26 protein-coding genes are annotated in these 23,689 nt (G+C 71.6%); 8 read left to right on the top strand and 18 right to left on the bottom strand.

Going from position 1 to position 23,689, the window contains the following annotated elements; genetic code table 11:
- Nucleotides 1–31 precede the first annotated feature (31 nt).
- Complete coding sequence (gene glnII / locus OG338_RS06840) at nt 32–1,066, bottom strand: glutamine synthetase (protein ID WP_405936458.1); 1,035 nt, start codon at nt 1,064–1,066, stop codon at nt 32–34.
- Nucleotides 1,067–1,227: 161 nt separating this feature from the next.
- Between glnII and OG338_RS06835 the strand changes: the two genes are divergently transcribed.
- A complete protein-coding gene (locus OG338_RS06835; RefSeq protein WP_405936457.1) occupies nt 1,228–2,145 on the top strand; it encodes a Gfo/Idh/MocA family protein in 918 nt (305 codons plus the stop codon).
- Between the two features lie 33 nt (nt 2,146–2,178).
- Here the strand turns inward: OG338_RS06835 and OG338_RS06830 are convergent, their stop codons facing one another.
- Entirely contained in the window at nt 2,179–2,547 is a 369-nt protein-coding gene (locus tag OG338_RS06830; RefSeq protein ID WP_405936456.1) for an arsenate reductase family protein, read from the bottom strand.
- 142 nt (nt 2,548–2,689) lie between these two features.
- Here OG338_RS06830 and OG338_RS06825 point away from each other — a divergent pair, with 142 nt between their 5' ends.
- Nucleotides 2,690–2,971: a hypothetical protein gene (locus OG338_RS06825; protein WP_405936455.1), complete on the top strand. Its 282-nt coding sequence runs from the start codon at nt 2,690–2,692 to the stop codon at nt 2,969–2,971.
- Nucleotides 2,972–3,029: 58 nt separating this feature from the next.
- Here the strand turns inward: OG338_RS06825 and OG338_RS06820 are convergent, their stop codons facing one another.
- Nucleotides 3,030–3,467, bottom strand: a complete 438-nt coding sequence (locus OG338_RS06820) for a hypothetical protein (protein WP_405936454.1) — start codon at nt 3,465–3,467, stop codon at nt 3,030–3,032.
- 53 nt (nt 3,468–3,520) lie between these two features.
- Nucleotides 3,521–3,895 (bottom strand): VOC family protein, encoded by a 375-nt coding sequence (locus OG338_RS06815; protein WP_405936453.1) that lies wholly within the window; start codon nt 3,893–3,895, stop codon nt 3,521–3,523.
- 306 nt (nt 3,896–4,201) lie between these two features.
- On the opposite strand from OG338_RS06815, the gene OG338_RS06810 reads away from it, so the two are divergent.
- Nucleotides 4,202–5,719 carry a SulP family inorganic anion transporter gene (locus OG338_RS06810; RefSeq protein WP_405936452.1) on the top strand — a complete coding sequence of 506 codons (1,518 nt, stop codon included), beginning with the start codon at nt 4,202–4,204 and terminating at the stop codon, nt 5,717–5,719.
- 8 nt (nt 5,720–5,727) lie between these two features.
- Here OG338_RS06810 and OG338_RS06805 read toward each other — a convergent pair whose 3' ends face one another.
- The 7 genes from OG338_RS06805 to OG338_RS06775 form a co-directional block, all read right to left on the bottom strand.
- Nucleotides 5,728–6,330, bottom strand: a complete 603-nt coding sequence (locus OG338_RS06805) for a TetR/AcrR family transcriptional regulator (RefSeq protein ID WP_405936451.1) — start codon at nt 6,328–6,330, stop codon at nt 5,728–5,730.
- Nucleotides 6,331–6,404: 74 nt separating this feature from the next.
- Complete coding sequence (locus OG338_RS06800; protein ID WP_405936450.1) at nt 6,405–6,977, bottom strand: GNAT family N-acetyltransferase; 573 nt, start codon at nt 6,975–6,977, stop codon at nt 6,405–6,407.
- On the bottom strand, nt 6,970–7,527 hold the full coding sequence (locus OG338_RS06795) for a lasso peptide biosynthesis B2 protein (RefSeq protein WP_405936449.1): 558 nt from the start codon (nt 7,525–7,527) through the stop codon (nt 6,970–6,972). The genes OG338_RS06800 and OG338_RS06795 overlap by 8 nt, the downstream gene beginning before the upstream one ends.
- Complete coding sequence (locus OG338_RS06790; protein ID WP_405936448.1) at nt 7,527–9,329, bottom strand: albusnodin/ikarugamycin family macrolactam cyclase; 1,803 nt, start codon at nt 9,327–9,329, stop codon at nt 7,527–7,529. Before OG338_RS06790 ends, OG338_RS06795 begins: the two co-directional genes overlap by 1 nt.
- A 72-nt stretch (nt 9,330–9,401) precedes the next feature.
- Nucleotides 9,402–9,542, bottom strand: a complete 141-nt coding sequence (locus tag OG338_RS06785; RefSeq protein ID WP_405936447.1) for an albusnodin family lasso peptide — start codon at nt 9,540–9,542, stop codon at nt 9,402–9,404.
- Nucleotides 9,543–9,640: 98 nt separating this feature from the next.
- The gene (locus OG338_RS06780) at nt 9,641–9,853 is read right to left on the bottom strand and encodes a hypothetical protein (protein ID WP_405936446.1); all 213 of its coding nucleotides are present in this window, start codon (nt 9,851–9,853) and stop codon (nt 9,641–9,643) included.
- Nucleotides 9,850–9,993, bottom strand: coding sequence for a hypothetical protein (locus tag OG338_RS06775; protein WP_405936445.1), 144 nt, complete (start codon nt 9,991–9,993; stop codon nt 9,850–9,852). The genes OG338_RS06780 and OG338_RS06775 overlap by 4 nt, the downstream gene beginning before the upstream one ends.
- Nucleotides 9,994–10,234: 241 nt before the next feature.
- Here OG338_RS06775 and OG338_RS06770 point away from each other — a divergent pair, with 241 nt between their 5' ends.
- The 3 genes from OG338_RS06770 to OG338_RS06760 are packed head-to-tail and all read left to right on the top strand — an operon-like array spanning nt 10,235 to nt 13,943.
- Nucleotides 10,235–11,476 (top strand): helix-turn-helix domain-containing protein, encoded by a 1,242-nt coding sequence (locus tag OG338_RS06770; RefSeq protein WP_405936444.1) that lies wholly within the window; start codon nt 10,235–10,237, stop codon nt 11,474–11,476.
- Entirely contained in the window at nt 11,467–12,000 is a 534-nt protein-coding gene (locus OG338_RS06765; RefSeq protein ID WP_405936443.1) for a GNAT family N-acetyltransferase, read from the top strand. The genes OG338_RS06770 and OG338_RS06765 overlap by 10 nt, the downstream gene beginning before the upstream one ends.
- Nucleotides 12,001–12,047: 47 nt before the next feature.
- On the top strand, nt 12,048–13,943 hold the full coding sequence (locus OG338_RS06760) for an SMI1/KNR4 family protein (RefSeq protein ID WP_405936442.1): 1,896 nt from the start codon (nt 12,048–12,050) through the stop codon (nt 13,941–13,943).
- An 86-nt stretch (nt 13,944–14,029) separates the two neighbouring features.
- Here the strand turns inward: OG338_RS06760 and glnA are convergent, their stop codons facing one another.
- Nucleotides 14,030–15,439, bottom strand: coding sequence for a type I glutamate--ammonia ligase (gene glnA, locus OG338_RS06755; RefSeq protein ID WP_383632251.1), 1,410 nt, complete (start codon nt 15,437–15,439; stop codon nt 14,030–14,032).
- 296 nt (nt 15,440–15,735) lie between these two features.
- Here glnA and OG338_RS06750 point away from each other — a divergent pair, with 296 nt between their 5' ends.
- Nucleotides 15,736–16,203, top strand: a complete 468-nt coding sequence (locus tag OG338_RS06750) for an RDD family protein (protein ID WP_405936441.1) — start codon at nt 15,736–15,738, stop codon at nt 16,201–16,203.
- A gap of 86 nt (nt 16,204–16,289) precedes the next feature.
- Here the strand turns inward: OG338_RS06750 and OG338_RS06745 are convergent, their stop codons facing one another.
- The 4 genes from OG338_RS06745 to lipB form a co-directional block, all read right to left on the bottom strand.
- Nucleotides 16,290–16,997, bottom strand: coding sequence for a DUF4191 domain-containing protein (locus OG338_RS06745; RefSeq protein WP_018103545.1), 708 nt, complete (start codon nt 16,995–16,997; stop codon nt 16,290–16,292).
- Nucleotides 16,998–17,007: 10 nt separating this feature from the next.
- A complete protein-coding gene (locus OG338_RS06740; protein ID WP_405936440.1) occupies nt 17,008–17,223 on the bottom strand; it encodes a hypothetical protein in 216 nt (71 codons plus the stop codon).
- 257 nt (nt 17,224–17,480) lie between these two features.
- Entirely contained in the window at nt 17,481–18,416 is a 936-nt protein-coding gene (gene lipA, locus OG338_RS06735; protein WP_405940340.1) for a lipoyl synthase, read from the bottom strand.
- A 159-nt stretch (nt 18,417–18,575) separates the two neighbouring features.
- On the bottom strand, nt 18,576–19,388 hold the full coding sequence (gene lipB / locus OG338_RS06730) for a lipoyl(octanoyl) transferase LipB (protein ID WP_405936439.1): 813 nt from the start codon (nt 19,386–19,388) through the stop codon (nt 18,576–18,578).
- Between the two features lie 257 nt (nt 19,389–19,645).
- On the opposite strand from lipB, the gene OG338_RS06725 reads away from it, so the two are divergent.
- On the top strand, nt 19,646–21,220 hold the full coding sequence (locus tag OG338_RS06725; protein ID WP_405936438.1) for a regulator: 1,575 nt from the start codon (nt 19,646–19,648) through the stop codon (nt 21,218–21,220).
- A 6-nt stretch (nt 21,221–21,226) separates the two neighbouring features.
- Here OG338_RS06725 and OG338_RS06720 read toward each other — a convergent pair whose 3' ends face one another.
- Nucleotides 21,227–22,570, bottom strand: a complete 1,344-nt coding sequence (locus OG338_RS06720) for an NAD(P)/FAD-dependent oxidoreductase (protein ID WP_405936437.1) — start codon at nt 22,568–22,570, stop codon at nt 21,227–21,229.
- Nucleotides 22,571–22,752: 182 nt separating this feature from the next.
- Nucleotides 22,753–23,652, bottom strand: a complete 900-nt coding sequence (locus tag OG338_RS06715; protein WP_405936436.1) for a TIGR01777 family oxidoreductase — start codon at nt 23,650–23,652, stop codon at nt 22,753–22,755.
- Nucleotides 23,653–23,689: the final 37 nt, after the last annotated feature.

The following is a 23,689-nucleotide window of genomic DNA, read 5'->3' as shown; positions in this document are numbered from 1 at the left end:
CGGTGGGCGCCTCTCCGTGCGCGGGGGCGGATCAGACCTGGCCGGCCTTCTCCAGGGCCGAGCAGCAGGTGTCCACGATCAGCCGCGTGACGACGTACGGGTCGACGTTGGCGTTCGGGCGGCGGTCCTCGATGTAGCCCTTGCGGTCCTGCTCGACCTGCCACGGGATGCGCACCGAGGCGCCGCGGTCCGAGACGCCGTAGCTGTACTCGTTCCACGGGGCGGTCTCGTGCAGACCGGTCAGGCGGTCGTCGATGCCCGCGCCGTAGTTCTTGACGTGGTCCATCGGCTTCGAGCCCTCGCCCAGCGACTCGCAGGCCGTGATGATCGCGTCGTAGCCCTCGCGCATCGCCTTCGTGGAGAAGTTGGTGTGCGCGCCCGCGCCGTTCCAGTCGCCCTTGACCGGCTTCGGGTCGAGGGTCGCGGAGACGTTGAAGTCCTCGGCGGTGCGGTAGAGCAGCCAGCGGGCGATCCACAGCTGGTCGGAGACCTCCAGCGGGGACAGCGGGCCCACCTGGAACTCCCACTGGCCCGGCATGACCTCGGCGTTGATGCCGGAGATGCCCAGGCCCGCCTTCAGGCAGTTGTCGAGGTGCTTCTCCACGATCTCCCGGCCGAAGATCTCGTCCGAGCCGACGCCGCAGTAGTAGCCGCCCTGCGCGGCCGGGAAGCCGCCCTCGGGGAAGCCGAGCGGCCGGTGGCCGTCGAAGAAGGTGTACTCCTGCTCGATGCCGAAGATCGCCTCCTGCCCGGCGAACTGCTCGGAGACCGGGCGCAGCAGCGCCCGGGTGTTCGACGCGTGCGGGGTCATGTCGATGTCGAAGACCTCGCACAGGACCAGGATGTCGTCACCGCCGCGGATCGGGTCCGGGCAGCTGAAGACCGGCTTCAGCACCCGGTCCGAGGCGTGGCCCTCGGCCTGGTTGGTGCTCGACCCGTCGAAGCCCCAGATCGGCAGCGAGGCCACGTCGGTCGACGGGCTGCCGGACATGATCTTCGTCTTGGAGCGGAGCTTGGCGGTCGGCTCGGTGCCGTCGATCCAGATGTACTCAGCCTTGAACGTCACGGAAGCCATCCTTTGCGGGTGCTGCGGTCTATGCGCCGCAGCTTGGCAAGCCGCGATTTCCCGACCGTTGCCCTCATGTGAACCCCGTGTTACCGAGGTTTCCCGGCAGTCACCGGGACCACGCGGACACGCCCCGGACCGCCACCCGGCACACTGGACCCATGACGACACCCGGCACCCCTCTGCGCATCGGCCTGGCCGGCACCGGACCCTGGGCCCGCAACACCCAGGCACCCGCCCTCGCCGCACACCCCGGCGCCGTGCTCAGCGGGGTGTGGGGCCGCCGGGCCGAGGCCGCCGGTGAGCTGGCCGCCGTACACGATGCCCCGGCCTTCTCCGGCGACGCGGGGCTCGACGAGCTGTTCGCCACGAGCGACGCCGTCGCCTTCGCACTGCCGCCCGACGTACAGGCCCCGCTGGCCGCGCGGGCCGCCGAGGCCGGCTGCCACCTGATCCTGGACAAGCCGGTCGCCACCACGGTCGCCGGCGCCCGCGAGGTCGCCGAGGCCGCCGAGCAGGCCCGGGTCGCGTCCGTCGTGTTCTGCACGCTCAGGTTCGCCCCGCGCCCCGCCGCCTGGGTCGCCGAACAGGCCGCGCGGGGCGACTGGTTCACCGCCCGCGCCGAGTGGATCGGCGCGCTCTGGGCCCCCGGCAGCGACAGCGAGTACGCCGCGTCACCCTGGCGCCGCGAACGGGGCGGCCTCTGGGACGTCGGCCCGCACGCCCTCTCGGTCCTGCTCCCGGTCCTGGGCGACGTCACCGGACTGACCGCGGCCCGCGGCCCCGCCGACGCCCACCACCTGGTCCTGCGCCACACCTCCGGGGCGTCCAGCACGGTCACCCTGGCCCTGGGCGCGCCGGCGGCCGCCGCCGGGGTCGAGGTCGTCCTCCGCGGCGAGCACGGCGTCGCGGAGCTGCCTCGGTGGGACGGCGCGGTGGACGCCTTCGCGGCGGCGGTCGACGCCCTGATCACCTCGGTACGCACGGGCGAGCCCCACCCCTGCGACGTACGCTTCGGCCTCCGGCTGACGGAGCTCCTGGCAGAGGCGGAGGCCCAGGCCCAGGCCCACGGGGCGTAGGCACCGGGCGGGGGCGGGCCGCAGGACGACGGTTCAGGACGCCCCGCGTCCCAGCGCGTCCCGTACCGCCTCCTCCGACCGGCCGACGACCGCCGTGCCGTCCTCCGCCGTGATGATCGGCCGCTGGATCAGCTTCGGGTGCTCCGCGAGCGCGGTGATCCAGCGCTCCCGGTCCGCCGCCTCACGCGGCCAGTCCTTCAGGCCCAGCTCCTTCGCGGCCGCCTCCTGGGTCCGCGTGATGTCCCACGGTTCGAGGCCGAGCCGGTCGAGCACCGCCCGGATCTCGTCCGGCGACGGCACGTCCTCCAGATAACGGCGGACCGTGTAGTCGGCCCCCTCCGCGTCGAGCAGCCGCACCGCGCTGCGGCACTTGGAACACGCGGGATTGATCCAGATCTCCATGGGGCCAAAGGTACGGGACGGACCTCGCCGCAGGGGCCGAAAGCCCCTCTGGCCAGGGGCGATTGTCAGTGGGGGCCGGTAGAATGGGAGTCAGTTCGTGAGGGTTTCCGAAGAGTTCCGCCACCGTGCCAGGAGGTAGCCCATGGCCGTTGCCGCAGTCACGACCAAGCCGCTCGACAAGCCCCTGCACCAGCCCCTGACCAAGAAACCGCTCCCCGCCGGCCGCCCCCGCGAGTGGTATGTCTCGCACAACCGTCGCCTGAAGGCGATGCGCCTCGCGATCGCTCTGCTCGACACCGGCGTCTACCTCCCGTCCAGCGCGAACAACGCCCGGATACGCGCGACCGCCGCGCGCCTCGGCATCCACCCGCCGTCCGACATCACCTGCCGCATGGTCCGCGCGCTCATCCGCTACGGCCGCTGACCGACGCGGGGCGGTCCTCCCGGAATCCTCCTGGAATCCTTCCGGGAGGACCGCCCTCTCAGTACCCGTCGCAGGTCGCCGTCGCGTACGCACCCGAGGCCGAGTCCGTACGCCGCGTGCCGTCGTCCACGGTCACCGAGCACGACACATCGCCGCCGCCCCGGCCCACGCTCACCACGAACGAGCCGCCGCTCATGAAGCCCTTGGAGTCGAGCTCCCCGGCCCACGGCAGCGACCGCAGCGCCAGCCGCCCGGTCGACAGCTCCTCGCCCCGCCAGGTGCTGTACGTCAGCACCACATCGCGGGCGGTCCCCGTCACCTCGTACCGGATGTGCACCTTCCGCGAGCCCTCCGAGTGGAGGACGTCCGACAGCACCGCCATCACCGCCCCCGCGGCGAGCGCCAGCAGCACGGTGACCAGCAGCAGCACCCACGGCCACATCCGCCGCCGTGGCGGCGGCGGGACCGGACCGCCGGGCGGAACCTGCTCACTCATCCCCCCAGCCTCCGCGCTCCGGCCCCGCGGCGCGACCCGTAGGGCCTTTCCGGCTACAGATACGGCTGGGTGATCAGCTCGATCGCGTGCCCGGCCGGGTCCTTGAAATAGACCCCCCGTCCGCCGTGCCCGGTGTTGGTCTCCCCGGGACGCTTCATCTGCGGATCGGCCCAGTGCTCGACCCCGCCCTCGACCAGCCGCCCGTAGGCCCGGTCGAACAGTTCCTCGTCCACGAGGAACGCGTAATGCTGCATCTGGATCTCCACCGGCGGCTCCGCGAACTGGAGCAGTACGCCGCCCTCCAGCTGGATGTTGACGAACGGCCCCCAGGACGGGGCCTCGTCCAGCTCCAGCAGCTCCCGGAAGAACCGCGCGGACGCATGGCGGTCCACGGCGGCGACGATGGTGTGGTTGAACGAAACGGGCATGGTTGACGACCTCGTGATCTCTTCGGCTCGACACAGTGATTTCGTACGGTGTACGAGCCGAGGGAGGCCCCCGCGCCAGGTGTACGGAACACCCGGCGGGGCTACGGCGGGGGCTCAGCCCACCACCGGATAGCCGTTCCGTGCATGGCGTATCGCCGGTCCGGTGTTCACGGGCACGACCCTACGGGCGATCGGCGGCCGGGTACAGTTGTTTGTCGCCCGAGGACGTGCGCGTACGCGTGTGCAGCTTCCACGCCCGGCCACCGCGGACCCGGTGGACGCCCCCCGACCGACAGGCACGCCCTCTTGTCCTCCGCACCGCCCTCCGCCGCGCCCGCGTCCCCGTTCCGCCTGAGTGCCCTCAAGCCCGACTGGATCTCCGACCCCAAGGTGTGGCGCACCGAGGTCCTGGCCGGACTGGTCGTCGCCCTCGCCCTGATCCCGGAGGCGATCTCCTTCTCGGTCATCGCCGGGGTGGACCCCGCGATCGGCCTCTTCGCCGCCTTCACGATGGCGGTCACGATCTCGGTCGTCGGCGGGCGCCGCGCGATGATCTCCGCCGCGACCGGCGCGGTCGCCCTGGTGATCGCCCCGGTCAACCGGGAGCACGGCTTCGGCTATCTGGTCGCCACCGTGATCCTGGCGGGCTTCTTCCAGATCCTGCTGGGCGCCCTGGGCGTCGCCAGGCTGATGCGGTTCGTGCCGCGCTCCGTGATGACCGGCTTCGTCAACGCCCTGGCGATCCTGATCTTCATGGCCCAGGTGCCCGAGATGCACGACGTGCCGTGGCCGGTCTACCCGCTGATCGCCGGGGGCCTGCTGCTGATGGTGTTCTTCCCGAAGGTCACCCGGGTGATCCCGGCGCCCCTGGTCTCCATCGTCGTGCTCACCACGATCACCCTGGCGGCCGGGATCGCGGTCCCGGCCGTCGGGGACAAGGGCGAGCTGCCCTCCTCGCTCCCCGTGCCCGGCCTGCCCGACGTGCCGTTCACGCTGGACACCCTGACCACCATCGCCCCGTACGCCCTGGCGATGGCGCTGGTCGGCCTCATGGAGTCCCTGATGACCGCGCAGCTGGTGGACGACATCACGGACACCCGCTCCGACAAGACCCGCGAATCGGTCGGCCAGGGCATCGCCAACATCGTCACCGGCTTCTTCGGCGGCATGGGCGGCTGCGCCATGATCGGCCAGACGATGATCAACGTCCGCGTCTCCGGAGCCCGCACCCGCCTCTCCACCTTCCTCGCGGGCGCCTTCCTGATGGTCCTCTGCATCGTCTTCGGCCCGGTCGTCTCCGACATCCCGATGGCGGCGCTGGTCGCCGTGATGGTGATGGTCTCCTTCGCCACGTTCGACTGGCACTCCATCGCCCCGAAGACCCTGCGCCGCATGCCGGTGGGGGAGACCGCGGTGATGGTCATCACCGTCGCCATCGTCGTCGCCACGTCCAACCTGGCGATCGGCGTCGTCGTCGGCTCGGTCACCGCGATGGTGATCTTCGCCCGCCGCGTCGCCCGCCTGGCCGACGTCACAGCGGTCCTGGACCCGGACGGCGGCCAGGTCGTCTACTCCGTCACCGGCGAGCTCTTCTTCGCCTCCTCCAACGACCTGGTCACCCGCTTCGCGTACGCCACCGACCCCGACAGGATCGTCATCGACCTCACGGCCACCCACATCTGGGACGCCTCATCGGTCGCGGCCCTGGACGCGATCGAAACGAAGTACGCGGAACGCGGCAAGACGGTCGAGATAGTGGGCCTCAACCAGCCGAGCGCCGCCCTGCACGGCACGCTGAGCGGCGGGCTGACGGGCGGGCACTGAGGGGCCGCTCACCCCGCGACTGCCCCGTTCAGGAAGACGTCGACCAGCTCCCGCGAGGTCAGGTCCGGCTCGTCCTCCGTACGCGGCTGAGTGAACAGCAGCCCGAAGAAGAGCGCCGCGATCTGCTCCGGGGTCCGGCGCAGGGCGCCCCGGTCGGGTTCCAGCAACTCCGCCACGGCCGCGCGGATCCGGGCCGACGACTCATTGCGCCCCGCACCGCGCACCGGTCCGGGGTGCTTCCCGCCGCCATGCCCCAGCGACCCGAGGATCACGCCCATCCTGGCCGTGTGCGCCTGGAGCGCCTCGGCCGCCTCCACGAGCCGGTCGGACAGCGGCTGGGTCAGATCGATCGCGTCGAGCTCACGGATCGCGTGCTCGGGGGACAGCGCCTCGGCCACACACGCCTGCATCAGCGCGTCCTTGTCCGCGAAGACCCGGAAGATCGTGCCCTCCCCGATGCCCGCGGCCCGGGCGATCTTCGCGGTCGTGACGGCGGAGCCGTACTCGGCGATCAGCGGGATCGCCGTCTGAATGATCATCGCGCGCCGCTGCTCCGGCGACATGCCCGGGGCGCGACGGCGGGTGGCCGGGTTCTCCTTGGCTTCGGTCATACCTCGACCATACGGAGTGAGTCCTCACTCCGTCAATGAGTGAGGACTCACTCCGCTCTGCCCGGGGCCCTTCGTCAGCCCCGCCCCAGGAGCGCCCGCACCGCCGAATGCCCGCTGAAGTCCTCTGCCAGGGCATCCATCAGCACCTCGTCGCAAACCTGCCCGAGCCAGTAACCGGCCTCCCGCAGCCGCCCCGCGTGCTGGAACCCGGCACGCTCGTACGCCTTGATCCCGGCCGCGTTCGGGGCCAGCACCTTGAGCCACACCATGCGCAGACTGGCCACGTGGAACGCGTAGTCGAGGGTCAGCCGAGTCGCCTCGACACCGAGCCCGCGCCCACGGGCTTCGCGCGCCAGCATGACGACGAACTCGGCGGTGCGTACGGATTCGTCGGGCAGCAGGGTGGTGACGCCGACCGGGACGGGCTCGGCGCCGGTCAGGTCGTAAACGGTGAAGCGGATGTTGGCCCCCCGGAGCTGGTGCTGCATGCCCTCTGCACGCGCCTCCAAGGATTCGGGGACCTGGCGGCCGTAGCCGATCATCAGGGAGGGGTCCTGCTCCCACTTCCAGTACATCTCGACCAGATCCGCACGGTAGGAGCCCAGGCCACACGCTTCGGTGGCCAGCCACAGAGCCGGCTCAGTCATGGGTGTCTCCGATCATCAGGACGGGCGTGTAGAGGAGCGTGGACGCCGATTCGGCCGCGAGGGCTCCGTCGCCAGTCTGGACCCACGCGTGCAGGCGTACGGGGTCCGGCGCGACTCCGTGACACCAGACGACGGACCGGCGCCGCAGGGCGAGCAGGAGCACGGCGGCGGCCGACTCCTCCAGACAGGCGGTGCGGGCAGGTGAATACCAGGCGGCCCGGCGCACGGCGAGGACGGCACGCTCGGCCTGCTCGGGGGTGGCGGGGTGGGTGGTTGTCGACGTGGCCGCGCGGATGGCGTCGGTGATACGTCTCATGGCGGATTCCTTCCTCCCCGCCGCTTTCACCGCCACGACACCGGAGAGGGCGGCGGCTGCGGTGGAGCTCCACGTATCGCGAGGGACGGTGAGGCCGGCGGGATGCTCCGCGCTGCCCCAGCTCGCCTTCGGCGCGGTCGACGGGGCGGGCTCTGCGGGAATCAGGCAGCGCACACCACCGGTGTCGTAGTCGATGACGACCTGCACATGCCCGAAGTCGACGGACCGCTCCATTACTCCACCTTTCCGGGGGCAAGGGCGACCCACACGGGATCAGGGGTGTGGGTGATGGTGTGCAACCAGGCATCGGCAGCCAGGGCCTGCTCGATGTGCGCGAGCGGCATCGGGACCCCGGCGGCGGCGTGGCGGATCTGCTCACGGAATCGCTTCGCGTCGATCAGGCCGAGCGCCGCCAGGTTCATGCCTCCGGTGTCGAGGAGTTGGGGAAGGGCGGCGCGCAGTCCGCCGTAGTGGTCTGCCTCGAAGGCGCCCTTCGTGGTGCGGGCCACCAGTTCGGCGGGGAGGAGATCGGCGAACGCCCGCTTCAGCACCGGCTTGTAGGCGTAGAGAGGGGGACGCAGACCGACCGGGGTCCTCAGCACCGCGTCGATCACGGAGGCATCCAGGAACGGATTGTGCAGATCGATTCCGCAGGCGTCTGCCAGCTCGGCGTCGGCCACCGCCGTACGTGCCACCTCGCGGATCTCGTCAACGAGGATGCGTACCGAGGCGTCCAGGCCCGGTAGAGGGTCGGGCTCGGCAGCGTAGTCCTCGGCGGCCTCGATGAGGAGACGTACGGCGGATGAGTCCGCCCATACCGTTACGGGCAGGGTGGAGAACCACCTGACATCACCCCGAGTCGGCCTGACCCCTCTGGTCAGCTCGATGGCGAGTGCTGTCGAGGCCCCCTCGCGGGTGGTGGCCGTCATCATCGATGCGGAGCGAAGCAGTGGGACGACGGCGATGTGCCGAAGCCGAGCCCACCCGAATGCCTCGCGGACCGCGCGGGTGCAGCGACGATGGCGCAGGAGATCGGCGAGCTGGGCCGGCGGCTGGAAGAGGACGCTGTCCCCGCCGTCGCCGGTCAGATGAGTACGGGTGCCGAGTTCGCGGCGCATCCAGCGGAATTGGGCCAGGAGTCGGATCTGCGTGAGCGTGGAAGGCGCGGGTTCGTCGGTCACGGGGACGTCGGTGAGGTCGGTGTACGGCCGGTGTTCATCGCCGAGGGGGAGGAGGCGGTGGCGGAGTCGGCCGTCGGAGGCCGCAGCGGTGAGCCGGGCGTAATGGAGGTCGGCGCCGTCGAGAACACCACGGGGGTGGATGGTGACAGCGTTCACCGGATCCGGCGCGGTGCGGGAAGCGAGGATGGCGACCGTGGAGGAGTCGAGACCACCGGAAAGGTCGCTCGACAGGGCCGGGTCGGTGTCGGCGCGGAGACGTACGGCGGCAGCGAGGGCGTTACGCAGGCGCAGGTGCGGTGGCGGCCCGTCGAGGGGGTCGGGGCACCACGTGGTGCTGTACGTGTACCGGTCTCCGGTGGCGGGCAGTTCGATGCGGCTGCCGGGCGGGAGCTGTTCGACTCCGGCGAAATACGTACGGCCAGAGGCCAATACGGGCACGGATGGAGCGAGGAACGCGCATGCCAGACGCTTGGTGTCGACGTGAGTGCCCGCCAGGGCGCCGAGGTAGCGGGCCGACGTCGACCACGCCCAGGTCCCCTGCCAGGCGACTGCGTACAGGGGCAGTGCGGCGGCCGGGTCGGTGTGGAGGACCAGCCCGTGTGCCAGTTCCTCCAGGACCGCGTAGGTGCCCGGCCACTGCCACGTCGCGCGGGTGGGCACGGGGCAATCGGCGAGGGTCTGTACCTCCGCGGCGGTGGCTCCGCACAAGCCGATGACATGGACGTGGCGGCCGGGCCGCCGCGCTGTGCGGACGGGGGTGTTGCCGAGCCGCCACAGAGATGACGTGGTGAAGCTCTCCGCGCCGAGTGGGCGAGGAAGGCCGGGGCGGGTGGTGCTGAATCCGCCGATGGGCAACGTGTCCTCCAGATCCTGCGAAGGGAGTGCGGCCCCGACCCGAAGGCCGGGGCCGCACCCGTGCGACAGGGGTCAGCAGTTGTACGCGCGGCGCTTGTCCTCCGACTGCCCGCCGCCTTGGCCCTCGGTCAGCTCGGCGACATCGCCGAGGTCGACCGCCACCGGCTTCCTCTCGGGAGTGGTGATGCCGTTCTCGTTGCGGGTGTCGATCATGGTGATGCTCCTTAGGTGGATGCGCGAGTGTTGGCTGGTGGTGCCTCCACCCGGAGCCGGTGATCCAGCGGGGCGGAAGTTGGTGGGCTGTCGCTGTCTCACGGGATGAGCTGAAGGTTGTCCGCCGACGTCGTCCACTCGACCCCGGATGCGGGCCGCACATGCGCGACGCGGACAGTCCTTCCGTTGGTCCTCTCGTGGACGATCGCGGTGAGTTCGCCTTCGCCCCGGCTCGCGATGTCGCGGACCTGCCGGTGCAGCCAGGGGTGATCGTCCTCGTGGAGGAATGATCCGAGGCCGACAGCGGTCATCGTGTGGCCTCCTCTTCGAGCAGGTCGTCGTTCTCGAACCGGGCGAGGAACGCCGCGAACCCTTCCTGGGCACGGGCCGTCAGGTCTGAGCTCGGAACGCCGTACTCCGGCTGCTCCTCGGAGGGGAGGGGCGTGGTCATCGCGCACTCCTACGGGTGGGGTCGGTACAGCGGGCCGCACTACGGACAGGGCGTGGTCGCTGCTGAGGGAGAGCGGCCCGGAGCGTTCTTCGACTTCCGGGGCGTGTGATCAGTCAACGACCGTCAGGCGGCTGTGGACAGGAAAGGTCGCAGTCGATTCGCCCAAGACCAAGCGGAAAACTTTACGTTCGCATGACCCGGCGGCTTTTCCGGACGTACCGGCCCGGCTACGTTCTGTCGCATGGGAGCGAACGTCATCCTGAGAGGCCGGATGGATGAACTCGGCCTGACGCAGGACGAATTAGCACGTCAGATGAATGTCGCGCTCGAAGAAATCGGGGGGAGGCCGGGGGATGTGTCCGCGCGGACGGTGCGCAATCTTCTCAACGGCAGCACCCGCAGGCCGATCGGCCGCACATGCGCCGCACTCGAAGCGGTATTCGGGTGCCCCGCAGCGGATCTAGGGTTCGTCCCACCACGCACCGCCGTACGAGCGGAGGACCCAGTGCACCGCCGTAACTTCCTTGTCGCGGCGACCGGAACCGCCGTCGCCGCCGCTGCCCCGCCACGCCTCTCGCGGCTGGGACAGGCCGACGCCGACCGGTTTCATCTGGAGTACACCGAGCTGCTGCGCGGTGACGCGCGGCTCGGCGGGGCGGGGAAGACCGAGAACAAGGCCATCGAACTCGCGTCGCGCATCCAGTCGTCGCTAGCCGGCGGTGGCGCCTCGGACCGTGTGAGGCGCCGGCTGTACCGGCTCGCCTCCGATGCCACGTGTCTGGCGGCCTTCGCCGCCATCGACGCCCGTGCTCCACGGCGTGCCCGCTCCCACCTCGACCAGGCCCTCCCTCTGGCGGGCCTGGCGCATGATGGGGAAGCCATGTACCGGGTGTGGGACCACCTGATGCTCACCTCCAGCCAACGCGAGAACCACGCGGAGGCGGCAGCCGGTGCCGAGGTCATGAAGCGGTCCTCGACCGCTCGGCGTGACCCGCTGTACGCATCGCTGGGACACATGAGGCACGCCAACGCCCTGGCCAGGTTGCATCAGCCCACCGAATCCCTGCGTGCCATGAGCTTCGCCGAGAGGACGTTCGGACGCGCCGACGGCGTACAGCCCTCCGAGTGGATCTCGTTCTACAACCGAGCCGAATTCGACGCCCTGTCGTCGTACGTCTGGACCGCACTGGGGGACCACGAGCGGGCCGAGTCCTGCCTCCACCGCACTCTTGCGGCGATCCCCGACGACATGGCCCGCAACAAGGCCCTCTACACGGCGCACCTGTCGCTCGCCCAGGCGCGGCAGGGAGAGGTGGAGCTCGCCGCCGGAACAGGACGCCGCGCGTACGAGATGCTGTTGCCGGCGGCCGGATCGCTGCGCACGACGAGGACGCTCACCGTCACTCGCCAAGTCATCGAGGCGACGGGCACGAAGGCGCCCGAGGTCGTGAGCTGGATCGAGGAGTCACGCCGATGGATCTGAAAACGTACAGGCGCGCCGACGCCCCGGACGTGCGCTCCCTGCTCCTGGACATACACGACGAGGTCTACGCGGACCAGCCCGACCCGTTCCACTCGCGCGAGCGGTTCTCGTACTACGTCGATCTGTGGTCCGGGCGCGAGGACTGGCTGTGCGTCTCGGGCTGGGAGGACGGCGGAGCGGTCGGGTACGCGTACGGTTCGAGGTTCAAGCCGGGCGGCTGGTGGAAGGGGGCGGACCGGCCCAGGGATGTGCGCGGCCGCATCTTCGCCCTGTCCGAGCTGATGGTGGTACCCCGGTGGCAGGGGACCGGCCGGGCGCAGCAGCTCCATGACGCGCTGATCCGATCGGTCGAGGCCGACTTCGTGACGCTCCTGGTCGACTCCACCCACCCGAGGGTGCAAGCCCTGTACGAGAAGTGGGGCTACGAAAAGCGCGACGAGGCCAAGCCCTCCGACGACTCCCCGCTGTACGCGGTCATGGTCAGGACGCTGCGAGAGAGCCGGCGCGAGCGCTGCCGCGCTTGACGGGGCGCGGCGGTGTCGCTGTCGGTGCCGGATGACACCATCCGGCCATGAGCAGAGGATCTTTTGACTGGCACGAATTCCTGGGGCGTTGGCAGGACGAGTGGACCCCGGCCGAAGACGAGGACGACGAGGAGACGGGCGAAGAGGGGCCGCGCCCGCTAGGTGTACCGGGGGCGGCCGAGGCCGTGATCGCCGCCGCCGAGGCCCGCCTCGGACAGCGGCTGCCGTCCTCGTACCGGCAGTTCCTCGCCGCGAGCAACGGATGGCAGGTGGACCAGACCGCCGGGATCTACCGGCTCGGCGGCGCCGAGGACATCGAGTGGTTCGGGGACCTCTTCGGCATGACCCCGGTGTACGAGGAGAACCTGGGCGGGAACCCGCGCCCGGAGGACGTCCTGATGGCCGGGATGTGGACCCGCGCGCTGCGCCTGGAGACCGACTCCGACATGTCGTACGCCCTCCTCGACCCGGGTGACACGGACGAGGACGGCGAATGGGCCCTGTACGTCTACCAGGGCTGGGGCGGTGAGTACCCGACGCGCTACGCCTCGTTCCACGCGTACATGGAGGCCATGTACCGGGGCTTCCACAGCGACCGCGCCGCACAGCCCGGCTTCGTGAACGCGACCACGCGCGCCCAGGACGCCCGTGTCGAGGAGGCCAGGCGGCTGGCGCTGCGCGGGCGGTACGAGGAGGCCGTGCCGCTGCTGGAGGACGCGCAGTCCTTCGGCCGGCCGCACAGCCGTGTGCTGCTCCAGCAGATCCGGCAGTTCCTCGCCCCGAGCGGCCACCAGGACTACGGCATGCTGGTCGGCGACCCCCGCTATCTGTCCGAGTTCCTGCCCGTGCAGGCCCTGGAGCCCGGCCGCGGTGCCTGGCGGCTGGACGGGGACGACCGCTGGCTGGGGATGATGGCCGCACGGGGCGTCCCCCGGGAGACGGCCGAGGCCCTCCTCGGCGCTGTCCGGAACGGCACCCACCGCTACGCACCCGACGGCGCCTGGGGCCGGGCCGTCTCCCGCGCCCGGGACGAGGCCCGCTGGGGTGCGACGGACGCCGCCTGGCGCACACTGCGCACCGGCCTTCCGGAGTGGGAGACCACCGGCCCCTCGCTGATCGCCCCGGTCGGCCTGGTCGCCGACCCGTACCTCGGCCCGCTGCTGACCCCGGAGCGCGGCGCCGAACTCCTCGCCACCCCCCGCTCCGGCGAGCGCGGCCCCGCCCCCGCCCCCGCCCCCGATTCCGACCCGCCCGGCCTCCTCTGGCTCACCGAGCCCGACGGCTTCCAGCCCTCCTTCTCCGGCTACCGCTGCGTCTGGGTGGAGGACGTGTCCCCGGACCGGCTGCCCGCGCTGCTGGGCGGGGAGGGCGCCACCCTCGGCGCCCCCCTGAACCTGCGCAGGACCCCCCACCACCGGCGCGACCCACGCGGTCTCGACGACGCCGAGCCGTGGGAGAGCCGGGCCACGGTGAGCGTCGGCCGCACCGCCGAGGGCTGGGCCTTCGCCTTCGACGGCGAGTCCCACCTGCCGGGCGACCGCCTCGCTCCCCCCGCCGCAGCCGCCTCCGCCACCGGCCGGGCGGTCGTGGTCTGGAACGACCCCCGACGCGAGGACCCCGATCCCGCCCGCTCCGCCTTCCACCTCTCCGTCGCCGAACAGGGCCGCGAGCTTTACGCGTTCACCGTCCGGGGCGCCGGGAGCCGGCGCTTCGGAGCGATACCCGAGGCCCTGGACCCCGACCGGCTCATCCGCCCCGAGGACACCCCCCTCGCCAACGAACTCCGCTTCCTGACCGCCCTCCACACCGAACTGAACCTCTCCCTGCCCCGCTTCGCCCTCTCCCGCGGCGCCCTCCACACCTTTCCCACCCGCTCCTGGACCCGCGCCCCGCGCGAGGGGGAGAGCTACGCGTACACCGGCTTCCACCGGCACCGCACCTGACACATGCCCCCGCACACACACGGGCCGGGCCCGCCCCTCCGTCGAGGAGGAGCGGGCCCGGCCCGTACGTGTGCGCGATCCGCGATTTAGAGGTCGAAGTACAGCTCGAACTCGTGCGGGTGCGGCCGCAGCTGGATCGGGGCGATCTCGTGGGTGCGCTTGTAGTCGATCCACGTCTCGATCAGGTCGGACGTGAAGACGCCGCCGGCCTGGAGGTACTCGTTGTCGGCCTCAAGGGCGTCCAGGACGGCCGGGAGGGACGTCGGGACCTGCTGGACGTTGGCGTGCTCCTCGGGAGCCAGCTCGTACAGGTCCTTGTCGATCGGCTCGGCGGGCTCGATCTTGTTCTTGATGCCGTCCAGGCCGGCCATCAGGAGCGCCGAGAAGGCCAGGTACGGGTTGGACGACGGGTCCGGGGCGCGGAACTCGACGCGCTTGGCCTTCGGGTTGGAGCCCGTGATCGGGATGCGCATCGCGGCGGAGCGGTTGCGCTGCGAGTACACCATGTTGACCGGGGCCTCGAAGCCGGGCACCAGGCGGTGGTAGGAGTTCACCGTCGGGTTGGTGAAGGCCAGCAGCGACGGGGCGTGCTTGAGGATGCCGCCGATGTAGTAGCGGGCGGTGTCCGACAGGCCCGCGTAGCCCTGCTCGTCGTAGAACAGCGGGTCGCCGCCGGCCCACAGGGACTGGTGGACGTGCATGCCCGAGCCGTTGTCGCCGAAGATCGGCTTCGGCATGAAGGTCGCGGTCTTGCCGTTGCGCCAGGCGACGTTCTTCACGATGTACTTGAAGAGCATCAGGTCGTCGGCCGCGGCGAGCAGCGTGTTGAACTTGTAGTTGATCTCCGCCTGGCCGCCGGTGCCGACCTCGTGGTGCTGGCGCTCGATCTCCAGGCCGCTGTTCTGGAGCTCCAGGGACATCTCGGCGCGCAGGTCCGCGAAGTGGTCGACCGGGGAGACCGGGAAGTAACCGCCCTTGTAGCGGACCTTGTAACCGCGGTTGTTCTCGACCGCACCGGTGTTCCAGGCGCCGGCCTCGGAGTCGATGTGGTAGAAGCTCTCGTTCGCCGACGTCTGGAAGCGGACGTTGTCGAAGACGTAGAACTCGGCCTCGGGACCGAAGTACGCGGTGTCCGCGATGCCGGTGGAGGCGAGGTACGCCTCCGCCTTCTTGGCCACGTTGCGCGGGTCACGGCTGTACTGCTCGCCGGTGATCGGGTCGTGGATGAAGAAGTTGATGTTTACGGTCTTGTCACGGCGGAAGGGGTCGACCCGGGCGGTCGACAGGTCCGCGCGGAGCGACATGTCGGACTCGTGGATGGCCTGGAAGCCGCGGATCGACGAGCCGTCGAAGGCAAGCTCGTCGGCCGGGTTGAAGGTCGCCGCCGGGACGGTGACGTGCTGCATCACGCCGGGCAGGTCACAGAACCGGACATCGATGAACTTGACGTCATTGTCGGCGATGAACTTCTTCGCGTCGTCGGCGTTCTGGAACATCCAACTCCTCCTACTCCCGGCCCGGGAGGGGACGGGGTTGCAGCTCGTTGTGGCCAGTGCGGTGGCACACGCTGGACCCGACCATAGGCAGACCGGATTTCTCAAGCATGACCCATTTGTTTCGCCGAAGTTAACCGGCGCGGCTGCGAGGTGCGGTCGTACGGGCACCGAACCGCCCCTTCGGCGTGGTCTTACGGGCCTCACGGCCGTATCAAAAGGGCGTCCGAGGAGTGGGACGACGTGTGGGACGGCACCCGCGGGGGAAGGCGCTCGGCCGGGCGCAGTACCGTGGTCGGGTGGACAATAGGCAAGCAATCGGATCGTGGCTCTCCGGGCCGCGCGCGGCCGCCGAGGACATGGGCGCCGACTTCGGCTACCGGGGCAAGCGGCTCGGCCTCCCCGAGCAGGGCCCCGGGGCCATCGCCCCGCTCGGCCGGCGCTTCGGGGCCCTCTTCATCGACTGGGCCCTGTGCATGCTGATCGCATACGGACTGTTCGCTCGCGGTGACCAGCAGGCGGCGGGGAACTGGGCGCTCGGCATCTTCCTCGTGATGAGCGTGCTCACCGTCGGCACGATCGGCTGCACCCCCGGCAAGCGCCTCCTGGGCACCCGGGTCGTCGCCGAGGACGGCGGCCGCCTCGGCCTCGTCCGGGTCCTCATCCGCAGCGTCCTGCTCTGCCTGGCGATCCCGGCCCTCGTCTGGGACCGAGACGGCCGCGGCCTCCACGACCGCCTGTCCCGCGCGGTGCAGATCCGCGTCTGAGGCGTGGAGGACACAAGCGAGAACGCAAACGAGAACGCGAAGAGGGCGGGCCGAGAACGGCCCGCCCTCTTCGCGTTCTCCACGTCTCAGCGCATCTTGCCGCGCGGCATCCGCATGCCCTTCGGCATGGGCCCCTTCGGGAGTGGCATGTTGCTCATCAGGTCGCCCATCGCGCGGAGGCGGTCGTTGGCGGCCGTCACCTGGGGGCCGGTCAGGACGCGGGGGAGCTTGAGCATCTTGGTGCGGACCTTCTTCAGGGGCACCTGGCCCTCGCCGTTGCCGACGATGATGTCGTGGACCGGGACGTCCACCACGATGCGGGCCATCTTCTTCTTCTCGGCCGCGAGCAGGCTCTTCACCCGGTTCGGGTTGCCCTCGGCGACCAGTACGATGCCCGCCTTGCCCACGGCGCGGTGCACGACGTCCTGGCTGCGGTTCATCGCGACCGCCGGGGTCGTCGTCCAGCCGCGGCCCACGCGGTCCAGGACGGCCGCCGCAGCGCCCGGCTGGCCCTCCATCTGCCCGAAGGCGGCGCGCTCGGCGCGGCGTCCGAAGACGATCGCCATCGCGAGGAGCGCGAGCACGAAGCCCAGGATGCCCAGGTAGATCGGGTGATCGATCAGAAAACCGATCGCGAGGATGACACCGAAGGTGACGATTCCCACACCCGCGACCACAAGACCGATCTTGGAATCGGTCCGCTTGGTCATCTTGTAGGTCAGAGCGATCTGCTTGAGCCGCCCCGCGTTCTCGGCGCTGTCCGCGCCTTCAGTGGTGTTTGCCTTCCTCGCCATGCAATGAAGTTTACGTGGCCCGCGAACGACGGGCGGCCACGGCCTCCCGTTCCGGCAGGTAGCCGGACTCGGCCCGGTCCTTCGCCCGGCGGCGGTCCGCCAGGACGGCCGTCCAGGCGTTGCGGCGGGCGGTCCGCTGGCCGCTGCCGAGCAGCAGCGACTCCACGGCGCGGAGGGTGTTGGTGACGGTCGGGATGACGTTGGCGCGTACCGGCGCGGCCTGCATCGTGGCAAGTCCCCTCGGAAACGATCTAGGTGTGCTGCGCGGACTGGAGACGGGGCGCGGGAAGGGCGGTGGCGGTGTGCGGCACCGCGCCGCGCGTGCATCCAGGGTCACCGTTCGGTGTTACCGGCGCGTGACCGGTCGGTCAAACACCAATGAAACCTCGATACGGGCCCCGCGCACGCCGACGCGGTCCGTCCGCGCCCCGGCCCTCTCGGACCTGCGGGGCGGCGGACGGACCGCGCGGGGTGGAGCGGGGGTTACGCGGACGGCACCGCGGCCTCGGCCTCGCGCCGGTCCATCGCCTGCTGGAAGAGGCGGCCCGCGCGGTACGAGGAGCGGACGAGCGGTCCGGACATGACGCCGGAGTACCCGATCGCGTCGGCCTCGTCCTTCAGCTCCACGAACTCGTTGGGCTTCACCCAGCGCTCGACCGGGTGGTGGCGCACCGACGGCCGCAGGTACTGCGTGATCGTGATGAGCTCGCAGCCCGCGTCGTACAGGTCCTGAAGCGCCTCGCTGACCTCTTCGCGGGTCTCGCCCATGCCGAGGATCAGGTTCGACTTGGTCACCAGGCCGGCCTCGCGGGCGCGGGTGATGACCTCCAGGGACCGCTCGTAGCGGAAGCCCGGGCGGATGCGCTTGAAGATGCGCGGCACCGTCTCCACGTTGTGCGCCAGCACCTCGGGGCGCGAGGAGAAGACCTCCGCGAGCTGGGCGGGCTCGGCGTTGAAGTCGGGGATCAGCAGCTCGACCTTGGTGCGGCCGGCCTCCCGGTCCGCCGTCTGCGCGTGGATCTGGCGCACGGTCTCCGCGTACAGCCAGGAGCCGCCGTCCTCCAGGTCGTCGCGGGCGACGCCGGTGATGGTGGCGTAGTTCAGGTCCATCGTGACGACCGACTCGCCGACGCGGCGGGGTTCGTCCCGGTCCAGCGCCTGCGGCTTGCCCGTGTCGATCTGGCAGAAGTCACAGCGCCGGGTGCACTGGTCACCGCCGATGAGGAACGTGGCCTCGCGGTCCTCCCAGCACTCGAAGATGTTGGGGCAGCCGGCCTCCTGGCACACCGTGTGCAGACCCTCGCTCTTGACGAGTTTCTGCAGCTGGTTGTACTCGGGGCCCATCTTCGCCCGGGTTTTGATCCACTCGGGCTTGCGCTCGATGGGGGTCTGGCTGTTCCGGACCTCAAGGCGCAGCATCTTGCGCCCGTCGGGTGCGACAGACACTCCGGCACTCCCCTTTGCTTTCACTGCATTGGATTCTTCGGCGAACACCAGGGTACGCCCGTGGTTCATTCGGTTGTACGTCCACCCAACCTGGGGCAGGCAGGGCCTATTCCCGGAAGCGCGTTCCGTGCGTCACGCCGTGGCCATGGCGTCGCCGGTGCGTTCGATCGTACGGGGGGCGAGCTCGGCGTTCTCCAGGATGTCCCGGAGGTGCTTCTCGGCGACCGGGAGGACATCCGCGATGGTGATCTCGCGGCCCAGCTCGTAGCTGAGCGAGGTGACGCCGGCGTCCCGGATGCCGCAGGGCACGATGCGGTCGAACCAGGTGTTGTCGGGGTTCACGTTGAGCGCGAAGCCGTGCATCGTGACGCCCTTGGCGACGCGGATGCCGATCGCGGCGAGCTTGCGGTCCTCGCGGCGCTGCCCGGCGTTGGACGGGGCGTACTCCGGACCGTTGAGCCGCGGGTCGAACTCCTCGTCCGCGAGGCGCGGGTCGAAGTCGAGCGTCAGGCCGCCCGGCGCGGGGCGCTGCTCGACCGGGTCGCCCAGGACCCAGACACCGCTGCGGCCCTCGACCCGGCTGGTCTCGACGCCGAACTCGGCGGCGGTGCGGATGAGGGCTTCCTCCAGGCGGCGGACATGGGCGACGACGTCCACGGGGCGCGGGAGCTTCTGGATCGGGTAGCCGACGAGCTGGCCGGGGCCGTGCCAGGTGATCTTGCCGCCGCGGTCCACGTCGATGACGGGGGTGCCGTCGAGGGGGCGCTCGCTGTCCGCCGTGCGCCGGCCCGCGGTGTATACGGGCGGGTGCTCCAGGAGCAGACAGGTGTCCGGGACGGTGTCCTCGAACCGTGCCGCGTGCACCTCGCGCTGCTTCTGCCACGCCTCCTGGTAGTCGACGGCGTTCTCGCCGAATCCCATGCGGACGAACCGGAGCTCACTCACGGCAGCAGCCTTTCTCCTCGCGGCACCGGGGCCCGGGGGTTTCCCGGAACCGCGTCACCCTGCACGAATCGCCCCGGCCACTGTACGACCGGCGTCGGCGCGTGAGCCGGGCAGGTCTTCCCGTCAGCGCCGTCCACAATCCTCACACGATCGGATGAATGTGGAGCGAAGGGTGCTGAGGCTGCTCCGCAGGCAGTTAAATTCGCGCCGTTCGTCAGAGGGCTGCCCGGCCCCGAAGGCAGGAGACCCTAGAGCTGATGTCGGAACGACCTCCGCAGCGCACGCCCAACCGCCGGCTCGCCTCGCTCATCACCGAGGCCGGGTTCTCCAACGCCGGCCTCGCCCGCCGGGTGGACCAGCTCGGCCTCGAACACGGACTCGACCTGCGGTACGACAAGACCTCCGTGACCCGCTGGCTGCGCGGCCAGCAGCCCCGGGGCACCACCCCCGCGCTGATCGCCGAGGTCTTCACCCGGCGCCTCGGCCGCCGGCTCTCCGCGCAGGACCTCGGCCTGGACGCCTGCGCCCCGGTCTACGCGGGCCTGGAGTTCGCCGCCACGCCCGCCGAGGCGGTCGACATCGTCAGCGGGCTCTGGCGCAAGGACTCCGGCAGCCACGCCGAGCTGCGGAAGATCGCGTTCACCCCGGCCGGTCTCGTCGTGCCCAGCCGGGACTGGCTGATCGGCCGGGCCGACGAGTGGGTCGGCCGGCCGGCGCCCGCCAGAGCCGGCGCCTCGCGGCCGGGCGGCGCCCAGCTCCCCGCTGCCGGGGCCCTGACCGCCGTGCCCGAGCAGGGTGGGCGGCACAGCGTGCGCGGGCCGGTGCCCTCGCGCCCCGGCGGGGTGCCCGCACCGCCCGGCGCCCCGGCCGGCGGCGCGACGGGCAGCCCCGGGGTGCCCCGGCAGCGGCAGACCGAGCGGGGCTCCGGGCTCCGGGTCGGCGAGGGGGACGTGGCCGCGCTGCGCTCGGTGGCCGAGCTCTTCCGTACGCTCGACCACGCCTATGGCGGCGGGCACGCCCGGCAGGCCCTCGTGCGGTACCTGGAGCACGAGACGGAGCCGATGCTGCGCGGCACATACGGCGAGGCGACCGGCCGGCGGCTCTTCGCGGCGGCCGCCGACCTGACCAGGCTGGCCGGCTGGACCTCGTACGACATCGCGGCGCACGGGCTCGCGCAGCGCTACTTCGTGCAGGCGCTCCGGCTCTCCCAGGCGGCCGGTGACCGGGCGTACGGCAGCTATGTGCTGATCACCATGAGCCGCCAGGCGGTTTATCTCGCCCACGGCCGGGAAGCGGTGCAGCTGGCCCGGGTGGCACAGCAGGGCATCGGCGCGGCCGCGCCGCACACCGGCATGGCCCTGCTGCACGCGGTGGAGGCGCGCGGACACGCGGTGCTCGGGGACTCCAAGGCGTGCACGGCCTCCCTCGCCCGGGCGGAACGCGCGCTGGAGACGGCCCGCCCCGGCGACGAGGTCCCGCACTGGGCGCGCCACTTCGACGAGGCGCAGCTGGCCGACGAGTTCGGGCACTGCCACCGCGACCTCCAGCAGTACCGGTCCGCCGCGCAGTACGCGGAGCGCGCGCTCCAGCTGCGCGCCCCCGCGTACGCCCGGAGCAGGCTGTTCTGCCGGGTGGTGCTGGCGTCCGCCCGGCTCGGGCTCGGTGAGCTGGACCAGGCGTGCCGGCTGGGCGCGGAGGCCGCCCAGCAGGCGGCCGAGATGCGCTCGGCGCGGGCCACGGAGTACGTACGGGACTTCGAACGGCGGCTGGAGCCCTACCGGGACGCCGCCGCCGTGCGCGGCTACCGGGAGCGGGTTGCCGCGCTGGGCTGAGCTCCCTTACGCCGCCTCGGGGAGCGCCGTGTCCCCGGCGGCCGGGTGGATGCCGAGGTCGTGGAGGATCGAGGCGGCGGCGCGGGCGCCGGAGGCCAGGGCGCCCTGGACGGTGCCGGTGTCGCGGTGGTCGCCGCACACATAGAGGCCGGCGAGGACCCGGACCGGGCGGTGCGGGTCGTGCGGGGCGGGCATCGCGGGGACCGCCTCCGGGTCGTGGTGGGCGGCCAGCAGCTCCCAGTCGTCGGTGGACACGCCGTAGAGCGTGGCCAGGTGGGCGCGGACCGTGCGGTCCAGGTCGTCGGGCGGGGTGCCGAGGACCGTGGAGCTGATCAGGGTCCGGCCGTGCGGGGCGCGGGCCGGGTCGACCTCGCTCATCACGGCGGTGTGGGAGACGGGCCCCGACCGGTCGGCGTCCAGGAGGAGCGAGGCGCCGGTGGGCGGGGGAGCGGGCGCGGTGTGGTGGAGCACCGTCACGGGGTGGAAGGACGGCAGCCGCAGGCCCGGCAGCAGCTCGGCGGCGGCGCTCGCCCCGGTGGCCACGAGCAGCGAGCGGCAGCCCAGCTCGCCGTGCTCCTTGGTGCGTACGGAGGTGATGTCGGCGGAAGTGACGTGCACCCCGGTGCGTATGGTGCCCGGCGGCAGGGAAGCGGCGAGGAGCGCCGGCAGCGTACCCGCCCCGCCCTCCGGCACACCCAGCCGTCCGCTCGCGTACGTCCGCAGGGCGAGGTCGGCGCACCGGCTGGACGTGGTGAGGTCCGGGTCGCTGAGCAGGGCGGTGAGCAGCGGACGTACGAAGCCGTCCAGCGTACGGGTGGAGAGCCGGCCGGCCAGGGCGTCGAGCGCGGGGCGTTCGGGCCGGGCGAGGATGCGGGCCGGCGGCGTCGCGGCGAGGCGGGCCAGGGCCGCGCCGAGCCGGGCGTGGTCGATCGCGCCGCCCATCGCCCCGGTGAGGGCGCCCGCGCGTGGCGGCCGGGGGGCGTGCGCGAGGGCGCGCGCCGCCTTGAGCGCGCCCCGTGCGCTGCGTGCGCCCGGCACGCGGCGGGTCTCGCCGGTCCGGTGGCGGCGGCCCTCGCTGTGCACGAGGACCCCGGGATCGAAGGTGCGCAGGACGAGCCCGTCGAGCCCCGGTGTGGTGCGGAGCTCCGGATACGCGGTGTTGAGGAGCGGGCCGACCCGGTCGAGGCGGAAGCCGTCCACCTCGTCGGTGGCCATCCGGCCGCCGACGCCGGGGCCGGCCTCCAGGACGCTGACACTGACCCCGGCGCTGGTCAGTCGGTGGGCCGCCGACAGGCCGGCGATCCCGGCCCCGATGATGACGACGTCCGCGTGGTGTGCCGTGCTGAGCACGTGCCCTCCCCGGTTCGGCGCAAGTGGTGGGGGGCTCATGCCCTCAACCGCCCACCGGAATGCGTGAGTTCGCCACGAGGCTAGGAGAGTGGCCCGATCGTGCGCAGTCGCGCGCGGACCGGAGCACCGATGCACGGGGTCGCACGCCCGTCCGAAAGGAACCGGGCCGCCCGGACGGTCCGTCAGCGCAGGGCGGCGCGGATGGCGGCGTCGACGGACGGGAAGGCGAACGAGAAGCCGGAGCCCAGCAGCCGCGCGGGCAGCACCCGCTGACTGCCCAGCACATCCCCGGCGAACTCGCCGAGCGCGAGCCGCAGGGCCGGCGCGGGCGCCGTGAGGAGGGTCGGCCGCCGCAGCACCCGGCCCATCGCGGCGGTCACCTCGGCGTTGGTGACGGGCGTCGGGGCGGTCAGGTTCACCGGACCGGACAGCTCCGGGGTGTCCAGGACGTGCCGCAGCGCCGCGATGTGGTCGTGCAGCGCGATGAAGCTCCAGAACTGCCGCCCGTCGCCCATCCGGCCGCCCAGCCCGGCCCGGAACAGCGGGAAGAGCCGCCCCCAGGCGCCGCCCTCCCGGGCGACCACCAGGCCGGTGCGGGCGTGCACCGTACGCGCCCCCGCCTCCTCGGCCGCCGCCGTGGCCTCCTCCCACTCCACGCAGACCGACGGCAGGAACCCGTCCCCGGGCGGCGCCTCCTCGTCCACCGGGCGGTCGCCGGTGTCCCCGTAGAAGCCGATCGCGGACCCGGAAAGCAGCACGGCGGGCGGGGTGTCCAGCGAGGCGACGGCGTCCGCGATCGCGGCGGTGCCCAGCACCCGGCTGTCCCGGATCTCCTTCTTGTACGCCTCGGTCCAGCGGTGGTCGCCGACCCCCGCCCCGGCGAGATGGACGACCGCGTCGCAGCCCACAAGACCGGCCACGTCCACGTAACCCCGCTTCGGGTCCCACTCCACCTCGTCGCCGGCCCGGGCCGGGCGGCGCACCAGGCGCACCACCTCGTGCCCGTCGGCCCGCAGCGAGCGCACCAGCGCCGCTCCGATGAGTCCGGTCGATCCGCTGACGGCGATACGGGAGTGCGGCATGGCGTCCATCCTGCCCCACCCGGGCCGCCGTACACGG

The sequence above is a fragment of the Streptomyces sp. NBC_00726 genome (genome assembly GCF_045161735.1).
Lineage (GTDB): Bacteria > Actinomycetota > Actinomycetes > Streptomycetales > Streptomycetaceae > Streptomyces.
The sequence above is the reverse complement of the archived record's forward strand: the minus strand, read 5'-3'. Positions and strand labels throughout refer to the sequence as shown.